The sequence below is a fragment of the Streptomyces noursei ATCC 11455 genome, assembly GCF_001704275.1.
Lineage (GTDB): Bacteria > Actinomycetota > Actinomycetes > Streptomycetales > Streptomycetaceae > Streptomyces > Streptomyces noursei.
The window spans coordinates 8,428,114-8,440,915 of sequence record NZ_CP011533.1; the positions used below are offsets into that span (position 1 = coordinate 8,428,114).

The 12,802-nt window shown below is 69.0% G+C and carries 13 protein-coding genes and 2 pseudogenes; 11 read left to right on the plus strand and 4 right to left on the minus strand.

Annotated elements, in window-relative coordinates; all coding sequences use genetic code 11:
• Nucleotides 1–93 precede the first annotated feature (93 nt).
• Nucleotides 94–594, minus strand: a complete 501-nt coding sequence (locus SNOUR_RS35870) for a hypothetical protein (RefSeq protein ID WP_067355513.1) — start codon at nt 592–594, stop codon at nt 94–96.
• Between the two features lie 423 nt (nt 595–1,017).
• Between SNOUR_RS35870 and mobA the strand changes: the two genes are divergently transcribed.
• Together mobA and SNOUR_RS35880 are read left to right on the plus strand one after the other, a co-directional pair.
• Nucleotides 1,018–1,629, plus strand: coding sequence for a molybdenum cofactor guanylyltransferase (mobA, locus tag SNOUR_RS35875; RefSeq protein ID WP_067355515.1), 612 nt, complete (start codon nt 1,018–1,020; stop codon nt 1,627–1,629).
• A 56-nt stretch (nt 1,630–1,685) separates the two neighbouring features.
• The gene (locus tag SNOUR_RS35880) at nt 1,686–2,999 is read left to right on the plus strand and encodes a bifunctional folylpolyglutamate synthase/dihydrofolate synthase (protein ID WP_312634767.1); all 1,314 of its coding nucleotides are present in this window, start codon (nt 1,686–1,688) and stop codon (nt 2,997–2,999) included.
• Between the two features lie 97 nt (nt 3,000–3,096).
• Here the strand turns inward: SNOUR_RS35880 and SNOUR_RS35885 are convergent, their stop codons facing one another.
• Nucleotides 3,097–3,963, minus strand: coding sequence for a TIGR03620 family F420-dependent LLM class oxidoreductase (locus tag SNOUR_RS35885; RefSeq protein ID WP_067355517.1), 867 nt, complete (start codon nt 3,961–3,963; stop codon nt 3,097–3,099).
• A gap of 95 nt (nt 3,964–4,058) precedes the next feature.
• On the opposite strand from SNOUR_RS35885, the pseudogene SNOUR_RS48660 reads away from it, so the two are divergent.
• Nucleotides 4,059–4,325, plus strand: a pseudogene (locus SNOUR_RS48660) (AraC family ligand binding domain-containing protein); the annotation flags it as partial.
• Between the two features lie 11 nt (nt 4,326–4,336).
• Entirely contained in the window at nt 4,337–4,846 is a 510-nt protein-coding gene (locus tag SNOUR_RS43710) for an FAD-dependent monooxygenase (RefSeq protein WP_067355520.1), read from the plus strand.
• Between the two features lie 314 nt (nt 4,847–5,160).
• Here SNOUR_RS43710 and SNOUR_RS35895 read toward each other — a convergent pair whose 3' ends face one another.
• Complete coding sequence (locus SNOUR_RS35895; RefSeq protein ID WP_067355522.1) at nt 5,161–6,021, minus strand: haloalkane dehalogenase; 861 nt, start codon at nt 6,019–6,021, stop codon at nt 5,161–5,163.
• Between the two features lie 250 nt (nt 6,022–6,271).
• Here SNOUR_RS35895 and SNOUR_RS35900 point away from each other — a divergent pair, with 250 nt between their 5' ends.
• The 4 genes and pseudogenes from SNOUR_RS35900 (at nt 6,272) to SNOUR_RS35910 (ending at nt 9,182) form a co-directional block, all read left to right on the plus strand.
• Nucleotides 6,272–6,595, plus strand: coding sequence for a hypothetical protein (locus SNOUR_RS35900; protein WP_067355525.1), 324 nt, complete (start codon nt 6,272–6,274; stop codon nt 6,593–6,595).
• A 240-nt stretch (nt 6,596–6,835) separates the two neighbouring features.
• A pseudogene (locus SNOUR_RS48665) lies at nt 6,836–7,612 on the plus strand (GPP34 family phosphoprotein); the annotation flags it as partial.
• An 82-nt stretch (nt 7,613–7,694) separates the two neighbouring features.
• A complete protein-coding gene (locus tag SNOUR_RS48670; protein WP_312634770.1) occupies nt 7,695–8,036 on the plus strand; it encodes a GOLPH3/VPS74 family protein in 342 nt (113 codons plus the stop codon).
• A 381-nt stretch (nt 8,037–8,417) separates the two neighbouring features.
• Complete coding sequence (locus tag SNOUR_RS35910; protein ID WP_067359056.1) at nt 8,418–9,182, plus strand: alpha/beta hydrolase family protein; 765 nt, start codon at nt 8,418–8,420, stop codon at nt 9,180–9,182.
• 460 nt (nt 9,183–9,642) lie between these two features.
• Here the strand turns inward: SNOUR_RS35910 and SNOUR_RS35915 are convergent, their stop codons facing one another.
• Nucleotides 9,643–9,966, minus strand: coding sequence for a hypothetical protein (locus SNOUR_RS35915; RefSeq protein ID WP_067355526.1), 324 nt, complete (start codon nt 9,964–9,966; stop codon nt 9,643–9,645).
• Between the two features lie 322 nt (nt 9,967–10,288).
• Between SNOUR_RS35915 and SNOUR_RS35920 the strand changes: the two genes are divergently transcribed.
• Genes SNOUR_RS35920 through SNOUR_RS35930 form a run of 3 tightly spaced genes read left to right on the plus strand, consistent with a single transcriptional unit; the run spans nt 10,289 to nt 12,632 of the window.
• A complete protein-coding gene (locus SNOUR_RS35920; RefSeq protein ID WP_067355529.1) occupies nt 10,289–10,945 on the plus strand; it encodes an ABC transporter ATP-binding protein in 657 nt (218 codons plus the stop codon).
• On the plus strand, nt 10,942–11,865 hold the full coding sequence (locus tag SNOUR_RS35925) for a metal ABC transporter permease (protein WP_067355530.1): 924 nt from the start codon (nt 10,942–10,944) through the stop codon (nt 11,863–11,865). The genes SNOUR_RS35920 and SNOUR_RS35925 overlap by 4 nt, the downstream gene beginning before the upstream one ends.
• A complete protein-coding gene (locus tag SNOUR_RS35930) occupies nt 11,853–12,632 on the plus strand; it encodes a metal ABC transporter substrate-binding protein (protein ID WP_067359057.1) in 780 nt (259 codons plus the stop codon). Before SNOUR_RS35925 ends, SNOUR_RS35930 begins: the two co-directional genes overlap by 13 nt.
• Nucleotides 12,633–12,802: the final 170 nt, after the last annotated feature.

Sequence of the window (12,802 nt, forward strand, 5' to 3'; positions counted from 1 at the left end):
ACGCACCCTGCGGAGACAGACCCGCAACCTGCCCCTTGACCTGCACCCCAGCAGGCCAAGGGGCAGCCTGCGCGGCGGCGTTCGGACAAGGTCCTACCGGCTGTGGCTGCCGCAGCCGTGCGGGCGGTCTACCGCCACCGAAACGCTGCAGAGCAGGGGTTCCGGCACGTTCTCGGTGTCGAAGACGAGGATCGCTCCCGAGACGGGGACGCGGATCGCACACTGGTCGTCACACGTCAGCGGCTCGTATGTCTCCCAGGTGCACCCGGCCCCGTCCAAGGCCCGCAGGACTTCGCTGCACGCGGGACGACCGGGGAACGTCTCCGACCGGCCGGGTTCCTGCGACGGCCACTCCATCGTGGCCCAGTCGGTCTGGACGACGATCGAATGGATCACCTGGCAGTGGGCGTGGCAGGTGGTGACCTCCAGGCAGCCGTACGCGTACAGATACGGCAGCCCATCGGCTCCGGTCGAGGAGCCACACGCCCACGGAGGCCCCAACGCCTCGGTGACATCACTGAGTTCAGCCCCGATGCGCGCCGGGCCAATGCGGCCAGTCCGGGCGAAGGGTGCAAGGATGTCCATAACGTGCATGGGCTGGAGGATTTCACGGTGACACCTGCCCGGTCCAATGTCGCGGGGACACGGTGCGGACCCATCGGCCAGGCCCTGGGGCTTGCCCGGCCGGTCACGTGCGGAGCCACATCATCAGGGTTGCTGCGGTGGCGGCCGTTGAACGGCGGTGAATGGTTCGGCAGTGCGGAAAAGCGTGCGGAAAGAGTTCCGTGAGGGTGCACTGGTGCCCTGGGGCTGTCGAGCTTGGCTTGGAACAGGTGGAATCTCCACCCCGCAGGCCCGATCCTTCCCTGAGCCGAGCCTTCGAGCCTTCGAGCCATTGAGCTTTCGAGTCTCCGAACGACGGTTGTGCGTTCGCGTATCCGGGCAAGGCGGAATGGGGCTGGTGTGCGTGGTGAAGACCGGGCGGCAAGGAGTTCTCTCCTCGACGGTGGAGAGGAGTTGCCCGCGGACGACACGGGTGCGCGCTACGACGCGGTGGTGCTGGCCGGAGGGCGAGCCCGGCGTTTGGGCGGAGCGGACAAGCCGATGGTGTCCGTTGGCGGTATGTCGTTGCTCGATCGGGCACTTCAGGCATGTGACGGGGCGGGGAGGACGATTGTGGTGGGACCGCACCGGGCCACCGTCCGCCCCGTACATCATGTGCGGGAGAGTCCGGTGCACGGCGGGCCGCTCGCGGCGCTGGCTGCGGGAGTGAGCCGGGTGCGCGCACCGTTCGTGGTGGTCCTTGCCGCGGATCTTCCCTTCGTACGGCAGGAGACGGTGGCGGAGTTGCTGCGTCAGGCGGCCGGTTCCGGGGCCGAGGGCGCGGTCATGCTGGAGACACAGGGGCGGGACAATCCGCTGTTCGCCGCATATCGGACCGCAGCCGTGCGACGTGGTCTTGCGCTGACCCTCGCTCGGCATGGAACGTTGACGGGTCTGCCTATCCGGGTACTGACCCGTGGACTTGCCCTGCGGCACGTGCCCGATGTCGGCGGAGTGTCTGTCGACTGCGACACCTGGGAAGTGGTAGCTCTGGCTCGGGCCATCCTGAAGACGAACGCCGGTTGACCACACTCCGAGGACGAATTCATCCCCCTCCCCACACTGGTTGCGAGGTGGCACGGTTGGCAACGAGAGAAGAACTGGCCTGTGAAGAGATCATCGGCCGCTATCAGTTCAACGGAGCGGGCACCGGTGCGCTGCCCCGGCTTCTCGAAGCCCTCGGCGACCCGGGACGCAACCTGCGGGGCATGACCGTCACCGGCACCAACGGGAAGGGATCGACCTGCGCGTTCGCCGTCTCCGCGCTGGCCGCGGCCGGGCTGCGCGTCGGAAGCATGCCCAGCCCGCACCTGCAGCAGGTCACCGAACGCATCCGCATCAACGGAGTACCCGTCTCTCCGACCGCATGTCACCGCGCCTTCGCGAAGGTCGACGACACTCTCAGGCGTACGGGCCTTGCGGTCAATGCAGGAGCAGTGCACGCAGCCGCGGCCGCGGTTCAATTCGCCGAATCGGACGTGGACTTGGCCGTCATGGAGGCGAACATCGGCGGCCGGCGCACCGCGGTCAACTGCTTCGATCCCGGCGTGAAGGTCATCACCGGAGTGGGACTGGACCACGAGCATCTGCTGGGGAACACCCTGGGCGAGATCGGGCGGAACAAGGCAGGCATTGTGCGGGACGGCGACCATGTCGTGCTCGGCGAGTTGCCCGAGGAGGCGGCCAAGGCCGTGGACGACGTCCTCGGAAACCACACGGAGCTGACCGTCTGGCGCATCCACCAGGAAGTCCGTTACCAGCCACGCCTGGCCCGCGATGGACGCACCGTGCTGGACGTGGTCACCCCACATGCCGTCCACCGTGAGCTGCCCTGTCCGCTCCGCGGAGCACACCAGCATCACAATCTGGCTCTCGCAGTCGCCGGCATCGACTCGCTGGCCGAACGAGGACTGGTCCGAGCCATCTCGGAAGAGGCGCTGCGCGGCGGCCTTGCCGCGACCCGCTGGCCCGGCCGCCTCGAACTGCTGGCACCTGCCCGCCTCGGCTCCTGGACCGGCCGCCTGCTGCTCGACATCGCCGCCAACCACCAGGGTGCCGTCACCGTGGCCCCGGAAATCCTGCGAGAATCCCGCGCGGCCGAGCGCACGGCCCTCGTCTTCGGCACCCTCCGCTACAAGAACGTGGCAACCATGCTTGAGCCGCTGCCCGCTGACTGGCCGGTGGTGCTGACCCGGGTCGGGCACCCCAACGAAGCGGCGCCGGACGAGATGCGCACCGCCCTGGCGGCGCGCCGAGAACTGTACGTACGGCAGGAGACCGTTGACGCCGTCCGCCATGCCACCGAACTCGTCGGGGCCGGTGGCCTCGTCGCGGTGCTCGGAACCCCCCTCCTGATCGGCCGGGTCCGTGCACTGTTCCCTCTCCCGCCCGGCTGACCGCTGCCGCCCGAACGTGCGACTTCCCGGCCGCGACGAACAGTCGCGAACGTACCGCCGGGGCCGGTGCTGGGGCTTCACCCAACACCAGGCAGTTCTAGGCACGGGGCAGGCATGCGGCCACGGCACGCCACGCGGTGAGGGGGAAGGCATACGGGGTGTCGGTGACGATCTGGAGGGCGACGTGGTCCGCGCCCGCCTCCAGATGTGCCAGGACACGCCGCGCGACGACGTCGGCGGACCCCCACACCACCAGGGAGTCGACGAAGCGGTCGCTGCCGCCGTCGGCGAGGTCGCCCCGGGTGAACCCGTCTTCCAGCCAGGTGCGTACGTAGTTGGTCTTCGTGAGGTAGGGGCTGATCGCCCGCCGCGCCGTGGCACGGGCCGTGACCGGGTCGGTGTCCAGCACGGACGTCAGCACCGGCGCGAGGAGCGGCCCCGCCCCCAGCGCGGCGCGTACCCGGGCGGTGTGCGACGGCGGTACCAGATAGGGCTGCACACCGGCGGCCCGGTCGGCGGCCAGCCGGGTCATCAGGGGCCGGTGCGCGCCCAGGATCCGCGCGGCCTTCGGCAGCGATCCGGCGGAGGCGTCCAGCGCGTCGAGGTAGGCGGACATCGCCGCGCAGGGGTGCCGGTAGGCCGCGGCGATCTCCGCGTGACTGACGGCCAGGCCCACCAGAGTCCGTTGCCGATACGGTGCGGGAAGCCTCCGGTAGGCAACGGCGAGCCGACCGGGCGGAACGCTCCAGATGGAGACACAGGAGGGGGCGACGACCATGTGTCGGGTCGCTGTGAGGAGGTTGAGACTGCTGTGCAGGTCTCCGCTCGGGTTGCCGCCGGGAACGCCGCCCAGCCACAGTGTGCTGTAACCGAGCTCCTCCAGCGCGCGGGCCGCCACCCGCGCGCGATCGGGATCACCGTGAGTGAACGCCGTACTCCACACCCCGACCGGCGACACATCCATACCGTGCCCTCCTCTGAACTCACAGATACCTCGCCCCTCAATGTGAGCGACGCTGCGGCCGACGGAGGCACTCTTCACCGATAAATTGACGCCCTATGCCCACGATTCGCCGATCCGCCCCGTCGCCCTCCCTGCCGCCGTCGACCGCGCTTCGCAGCGCGGCCTGGATCCCGCATGGCTTCCAGTTCGATCCGCACTCCCACGCCGAGGGGCAACTGGTGTACGCGGCCGCCGGGGCCCTGGCCACCACGACCGAGCGTGGGACCTGGGTCGCTCCCGCGCACCGCGTGACGTGGACCCCGCCGGGCTTCGAGCATGCGCATCGCTTCTACGGCACCACCGACGCCCGCCTCGTCACGGTCCCGGTCGACCTGTGTGGCGAACTGGTCGCACCCTGGCCGCACGATTCCCCCGCGGTGCGGACGCCAGTCGCCTTTATCTCCAGTGCCCGCCCGGCGACACTCCCGAGCAGTGGCCGGACGAGCGCATCTGGGGCGAACTGGGAGCCCGCTTCGGCGCCGACGTGCCCACCGGCCGCATCGTCGACAAGCGGATCGTGCCGCTGCGGTCCGTGGTGTTCAGCCCGATGAGCCACGGTCGCCTCCACCTGCTCGGTGACGCTGCCCACATCGTCCCCCCGATGAGCGCGAAGGGCATCCACCTCGCCCTCTACGACACCGAGGTGTTCGCCCGCGCGATCATCGCGAAGGTCCAGAAAGGCGACCCGAGTCCGCTCGACAACTACTCCGACACCTGCCTGAGCCACCTCTGGAACCACCAGGCATACGCGATCTGGATCACCGACCTGATGCACAACGCCGGCGACGCCTCCTACGAGGGAGCTTCCGCAAGGAGATCGCCCGAGCGGAACTGCGGCGCCTGAACGGCTCTCCCGCGGCCAGCTGCCTGTAGGACGAGCTGAGAGCCGGGCTGCTCTAGGGCGCTTCTGATGGATCTCCGTGGAAGAAGGAGCGGCGCCTGGTGCGTGCGATCGCAAGGCGCCGGGATGTCTTCATAGCGGAGCTATGGGGGCATTTCGGCAACGCCGCGAGCGTGCGTGGCAGGCGCCGCGACGCCGCGGAGATCCATCAGAAGCGCCCTAGGTCCTGTCCGATGGGGCAGGGTCGGACAGGCCCTGGCCGACACCCTTCGCGGTCCGTTGTCCGGGCCCGGGTGACGGACGCTCGTCGAGCGAACTCACGGGAATCGCTTCGCGATCGCCGCCGTGATCGCATCCGGTGTGTGTTCCTGAATGAAATGCCGCGCGTGTGGCAACTCGACGATCTCGAGATCGCTGAAGGCGGCACGCATCCGCGGGATGGAGGTGTTCGGACGGAACACCATGTCCCGCATTCCCCACACCAACAGGGTTGGCTTGTTGCCGAGTTGGGCTGGCACGTCCCGTGAGAGCCGATCCAGCAGCGGGCGCGCGGCACGAATTTCCCCGGGCGTCACGGCGAGTCCGCGACGGGCCTCCGCGGTGGGCTGCACCGCGCGGTAGTGGTCGGCCTCGGCCGCGGTGAGCTTGCGCCCCAGTTCTGCGAGCAGGACGCGCTCGACGAGGAAGTTCCGTTCGAGTATCCGCCGCTGCATCGGACGGCTGCCCATGATCACGCTGAAAGCCCGATTGGCCGTCGCTTCGATCGGCCAGAACACGGTGTTGCCCAGCACGATGCCCCTCACCCGGTCCGCGCGCGTGGTGACCGCGCCCAGACCGATGGGTCCGCCCCAGTCGTGTCCCATCAGAATGAAGTCGTCGAGCCGCAGGTGATCGATCAGCTCGCCGAGGACCGCGGTGTGCTCGGCGATGGTGTAGCCGAATCCCGCAGGACGTTCGGACAACCCGAACCCCAGGTGGTCGACGGCGACACACCGGTACCGATCGCGCAGGTCCTTCACGATGTGGCGGTAGAGGAAACTCCACGCCGGAGCGCCGTGACAGAACAGGATCGCCGGTCCGGTCCCCTCGTCGATGTAGTGAACCCTGCCGACGGACGAGTCAAACCAATGCGACTCAAAAGGGTACAGATTCCCGTCGGGAACGAAGTCGATCAGCATGGGCCCTCCCTCGGATGCCGGGCTCCATAGTGTCCCGGTCTCGGCGCTCCCGGCGAGCGAAGTCGAAACAGGAGCCGCACGGGGCCCTGGTGCAGTGGGAGCAGCCCGCCGGGCATTACGGACATCACCTCACCAGGGTCACCCGTAACTCCCAACGCTGCCAGGCACGTTCGGAATCACAGCCTCCGCAGTAGGGTGACGGTGCGGAACTACCGACCACGGGGGACACGGGGAGTCGTCATGGGTTCTGATGCGATACCGCCGGTGCACGGCACGGCAGATCGGAGACGCTGCCGCGAACGGCGCGGTCACCGGTGCGAGGTCGCTGCTGCGCAGGGTCTTCCGGCGGCGGGGCCGGGAGGTGACCGTCCCCGCACTGACCCCAGGTCAACTCGCCGAGGTGCACCGTCGGGTACGGGAGATGGCCGCGCAGCGAGGTTTTGATGAGGAGCACGCGGGGGCGATCGCGGACGCGGTGGTGGCCAGGCTGGCACTGACCGCACCGGAGGAGCAGACGAGCCGGTACGGCCCCAGCGACCCTTCGCCCGAGAGCGGCGAACCACCGCAGGAGTAGCGGGCGATGGCCACGACGGCGCCCCCGACTCCCGTGGGCGACCGGCCGGTCGGCGCCGGCACGACCATGCGGTTCGCCCTGCTCGTGGTGCTGATCCTCGTGACCAGCGGTCTGATGCTGCTGTACATGGCCTACTGGTGGGTGTCGAAGGCCGATTCGTACCGCTGCTCCCTGGCCGCAGGGGTGGATCCGGACCACGCCACCGATCTGCAGATCATCGTCAGCCGCAGCACCCAGTCGATGGCGTACCTGGACTGCCAGCGCCACTATGCCCAGCCACCACCGTGGTGGGTGCCTGTGTCGTGCCTGGTGCTGTTGTCCGCTGCGGCCGTCGCGCTGTTCTACTGGCTGCCCGCCTGGAAGGCGCGGCGAGGCAGGGCGGTCCCGCTGACCGCGGTCGATCACGACGGGGAGATCCGGCACGTGCTGGAGGAGGCGGCGGCGGTGGCCGGGCTGGACCGGATGCCGCGCGTGCTGGTCGATCCGACCGCGGCCTCCGTCGGCGCGCTGGTCTTCGGCCGCAACGGCAGGCCGATCATGAGCCTGCACGGCGGCCTGCTCGCCCGCAGACACCGCGATCCCGAGGGCTTCCGGGCGGTGTTGCTGCACGAATTCGCCCACATCCGCAACGGGGACGTCACCCTCGCCTACGCCACGGTGGCGCTCTGGCGGGTCTTCCTCACCCTGGTCACGCCACCGTTCCTGGTCGGTCTGGCCATGTACCTGCTCTACGGAGTGCGACTGGGAAGTCCGGTGTTCGTGGGCCCGTCGCGGAACTTCCTCCAGACGGCCTTCCTCGTGGTGCTGGTGCACCTCGCGCGGTCGGACGTGCTGCGCAGCCGGGAACAACGGCGGGCGGCGGGCTGGGCCGTCGCGGGCGGGATCCTGCTGGAACTGGTCCTCGCCGGGCGGGTATCTGTTGAGGGCAAGTACCTCAAACTGGCGGACCGGACGCCGACCGGTGAGCGATTGCTCGATGACCGCATGGCGCTGCTCGACGCCTGGCTGCGCGGCCGCGAAAAGTGCCGGGTGACGGAGTGGCTGAAAAGGGAGCGGCGCAAGGCCGGTGACGCGGCCGTGGAAAGCCTGTGCGCGCGGCGTGCTCGCCGAACAGCAGCACAGGGCCCTCGGCCTGTTCCCCACGCGCCGCCACCCCGAGGCCGACGGCGCGCCCGAGAGGGAGTTGCGTCAGCGGCTCCAAGCCGTCGTCCTGGACGGTGCCACCCCGGACGAGCGTACGGCGGGCCTCATCGCCCTGATCCACGCCGCGAAGCTGCACCGCCTGGCGGGCCCCGATGTCCCGCGTAAGCAGGTGGCCGACCGGATGGCGGAGGTCGCATCCGGCCAGTGGGCCGCCGAGAGCGTTCGCGCTGCGATCCGCGATGTGCAGGCGGTCATGGCCGCGGTCGCCGTCGCCGCCAGCGTCACGGCCGGAAGCTAGGCCCGTCGGCCCATTCACCGGACAGCCCAGCCGCGCCCCGGCGACCGGCGAATCTCCGTGGCGTCCGCCGGCCGCATGGCGGTTCGAGTTGGCGGATGTTGCGCACCCTCATGCCGGCAGATGGCAGATGGCAGATGGCAGATGGCAGACAGTACTTGGGCCTGTCTGGAGCCGGCTCACGTGGCGAGGAAAAGGGTTGAAGGGAAGAAGATCAAGCTGCTACCTTCCAGCTCACCGTGATGCCGCCCGAGGAGGTGAGACCCATGAACGCTGTACCGACGTGGGTGCTCCCCCTTCCCGTCACGGCCGGCGACTGACATAGACGTCGCTGGGAGCGCCTCGCTGACAAGGCACTCCCGAAAGGCAACACCTATGCACCCCATGCACTCTTTGCAGTTCACCGCCGAGTCGTCGTCGAACGGCATCGTCGAGCGAGACTTCACCGTGGGCGATGTTCCCGGAGTCCTCTGGTCGCCGGCTTCCGGCGGCGATCACGCGCCCCTGGTCCTGATGGGCCACGGCGGCGGCAACCACAAGAAGCATCCGGCGATGTCGGGCCGGGCCCGGCGCCTGGTGACCGGCTGCGGCTTCCATGTCGCCGTCATCGACGCGCCCGGTCACGGGGACCGGCCGCGCACCGCGCACGACGAGGCGGAAATCGCCGAGCTGTTCCGGGCGAGGGCGGCGGGCGAGCCGGAGGGCCCGATCGTCGTCCGCTACAACGCCCACCTGGCGGAGCGCGCCGTGCCCGAGTACCTGGCAACCCTGGACGCCCTCCAGGAGCTTGCGGAGATCGGCGCCGACGGGCCGGTCGGCTATTGGGGCATCAACATGGGCACCGCGATCGGAATACCGTTCGTGGCAGCCGAACCCAGGATCACCGCCGCGGTCTTCGGCCAGCACTGGCCCGACGTTCTGGCCCGGAAGGCGCAGCAGATCACCATCCCGATCGAGTTCGACCTGCAGTGGGACGACGAGCACATCTCGCGCGACGAGGGTCTGGCGCTGTTCGACGCCTTCGCCTCGAAGGAGAAGTCGTTGCACGTGAACTCGGGCAAGCACAAGGAACTGCCCAGGTTCGAGGTCGACAGCGCGGTCCGGTTCTTCGCCCGGCACCTTGGCGGAGCTGTCCCCTCGCCGGTCTGATGTGCTCGGTTGCGGCGTCCGGCCCGCCAGCCGGGCTCCGCCACCAGTTCGTACCAGCACTTCCGCGCGATACGGCATGACGTCGGGTTGTCCACTTGGGCAGTTCAGCCTGCGCAGTCAGGCCCCTCGGCCCACTCAGAGGTTGAGTGGGCCGAGGGGCCTCGGATCGCCTATCCCGCTTCGAGGGCGGCCGGTCGCCCTTGGCGGAAATGGCGAGGGTGCTGGGCTGCACCTTGGTTTTAGCCGCCGGCCAAGCTCACCGGAAGAATGGCCGGCGGCGGTCTAACTGCGGATGAGGCGTCTCATCTTTCGGCTGTTTGCCAAGTCTCCCCGAGAGACTTGGCAGGCCGCTTTCAGCCCGTCCGTGGTGCGAGGGAATTCCCGTACCCAGGGGCGTGAAGTTGCGATGAAGGCCGCACCCCTGACACCGGCTCCATGAATCGGACGCCGGGGCCGGCTGCTACTCCCTTTCGCCCTTGCCACCCTTGCCGCCGACGGCAAAGCTGTTGTCGCAGCCCATGTCCGAGCCCATCTTGGTGCTCTGGGCGCCGGGGGAGCCTTCGCCGCCGAGCGCGTTACCCAGCGCCCCATTGAGGATCCCGACCTCGCCGAGCACGTCAACGTTCTCGTCGTGCGATCGACATGAGCTTCCCTGCTTGATGGCGAACCCGCTGTCCTCCTTGCCGCCGTGCCTTCCGCCATCGGCGTAGGCCGTGCCGGCGCCAAGGAGGGAGACGCTGCCAAGGATGGCCATCATGACGGCAGCCTGCTGAAGCTTACGCATTTCTTCTCCGATTGACTGGAAGGGTCCGATCAGCTGCTGATCGACTTGATGCGACTGCGAGATTAGTAGCGAAATATGCCGCCGTCACTTAATGACGCGCCGGAATCCAGGGAATGTCATCAGTGGAAATAAATGGAATAGTAGGCGGTCCCGATCATATGAAGAAAGCGTGGAATCCTTCAGGGGTATCGGAAGTCCGCGATGTATTGCGCGCCAAGTTCGCGGTTCGACGCATGGGTGCGTTCCGAGCCATGGACGGTCGGGATCTCGGGGGGTGGAGGTTTCTGGGAACTCCGGGCTCCGTTCGGCCGACTAGTGGGCTGTGGAGCAGAGCAACGTAGAGGCCCGCGGTCTGGACGTACGGCTACGCGGCGTCGTGTGCAGACACGGTCGGCTGGAAGCGGTGTCCGGGGTGGACCTGGAGGTGGCGCGGGGTGAGCGGATCGCGCTGACCGGGACGAACGGTTCGGGGAAGACCACGTTGTTGCGGGCGGTGCTCGGCCTGCACCGGAAGGTGGAAGGCGAGCTGCTGGTCGGCGGGCGGGGTACCCGGACGGTGGCGGAGTGGGCCTGGCGGCGGCGGGCGTGTGCGTGGGTTCCGCAGCGTCCGGCGGCGGGCCGATTTCCGCTGTTGGCGCGGGAGTTGCTGGTGAGCAGTGGTGCGCACGAGGCGGCTGCCGCGGCCGCCGGGCGGCTGGGTGTCGGTGCACTCGCCGACCGGTCGTTGGACAGCCTGTCGGGCGGTCAGTTGCAGCGGATGCATCTGGCGCGGGCGGTGGGATGCGTGGCGGCGGGTGCCGGGGTGGTGCTCGCGGACGAGCCGACCGCGGCCCTGGACTTCGCCGGTCAGGAGGAGGCGGCGGAGCTGCTGACGTCACTGGGGGTGACGCTGCTGGTGGTCACCCACGACCGGGCGATGGCCGAGCGGTGCGACCGGGTGCTGGAGATGGCGGCGGGCCGGCTGCGGGAGGTCAGGTGAGTGCGTTCGGGCAGGTCGGTGCGTTGTTGCAGTTGGTGCCGGTGCAGCGGGCGGGGGTCGGGCTGCTGCTGGCCGCGCTGGGGCTGCCGGTGGTCGGGGTGGTGATCGTCGGGCTGGACATCATGCCCGTGCGGTTCGCGATGATGCATGTGGCGCTGTTCGGCATCGCGGTGGGTCAACTGGTCGGACTGGACCCGGTGTTGTGTGCGTTGGTGGCGTGTGGGCTGGCGGGGGCGGGGGTGGCTCCGTTGGCTCGTACGGCCGATGCGCTGTCGGGGGCGATGGGGTTGCTGATGAGTCTGGCGATCGCCGCCGCGCTGCTGATGCTGGCGTTGTCGGGGGTGAACGCGAACGGCGCGTTCGCGTTGTTGTGGGGATCGATTCTCGCGGTGCGTCCGGCGGATCTCGCCGTGCTGGGCGTGCTGGCGGTGGTGGTTCCGGCACTGTTCGTCTGGCGGCGTCGGGAGTTGGCGCTGCTGCTGCACGACCGGGAGTTGGCGCTGTGCTCGGGGGTGGCCGTGCCGCGGCTGACCATGGCGCTGCTGGTCCTGGTGGCGGTCGCGGTGGCCGGGGCGATCCGCTTGACGGGGGCGTTGCTGGTGGACGCGCTTACCTTGCTGCCGGCGCTCGCGGCGCGGCGGCTGGGCCGGTCGTTGGGGGCGATCACCTGTTGGGCGATCGGCATCGGCGTCGTGGTGAACGTCGTCGGCTTGTTGGTCTCGCTGGCCTGGGACCTCCCGCCCGGGCCGATTCTCGTGCTCGCCGCGGGGGCGGTCGCCCTCGCGGTCCACCTGCTACCGGAACGGAGAACACGCTCATGGCGCGCGTCCACGTCCCCGTCCACGTCCCCGTCCACGCCCCCGTCCTCCTCCGCTTTCCCGTCCGACTCCCGGTCCTCGTCCGCTCGTTGGCCGCACTGAGCGTGGGGCTGCTCCTGTTGACCGGGTGCGACAGTTCCGGCACACGCATTGCCAAGGCCGGCAGTTCCCCCGGCTCGGCATCGTCCGGACCCGTCGTGGTGGCGACCTCCTCCTGGGAGGCGGCACTGGCCAAGGCGGCCGGTGCGAAGAACGTCAGGTCCATCGTGCCGCCGTCGATCCGCCATGCGCCCGACTACGATCTCAAGCCGTCCGACCTGACCGCCGTCGCGGGGGCGGATGACGTGCTCTACGCGTCCTTCGAACCGTTCGCCGGACGGATCAAGAGCGCCGCAGGCTCGAAGGCGAAGATGGTCGAGCTCGACCTCGACGACGATCCGGAGACGACCCGGGCCAATGTGACCCGGTTGGGCAAGCTCTTCGGGACCGAGCAGGCCGCGGCGAAGTGGAACAGCGCCTTCACCACGGAATGGAACTCGCTGTCCCAGCAGTTGAAGGCCGCTCGGACCGGCGGCAAGGCACCGGTGGCGGTCGCGCAGGCGTTCACGACATGGGCGGCCAAGCTCGCGGGCGTCCAGGTAGCCGGGACCTACGGGCCGGATGCCGTGACGCCCGCCCAGTTGTCGGCGCTGTCCGCCAAGAAGCCGGCGTTCGTGCTGGACAACGAGAACATGTCGACCGGGACGGTCCTGCCGGGGTCCGAGGCCAGGCAGCTGGAGATCGTCAACTACCCCGGCGCGGACCTCGACCTGCTCTCGGTCTACCGCAAGGCCGCCGACCAGATGCGAAAGGCGTTCGCCGGTTCGTGAGTGGGGCAGCAGATGAGAGGAAGGGGGAGGGACGCCTGTCGAGCGGCCTTCTCCCTTCTCCCTTCTTCCTTCTTCCCTCCTCGTCCTCTTCCCCTTTCCCCGTCCTCTTCCGCCTTGCCCTTTCGTCTTGCTCCTTCCCGCTTCCTTCTTCCTGTTGTCTTCTCGGCTGG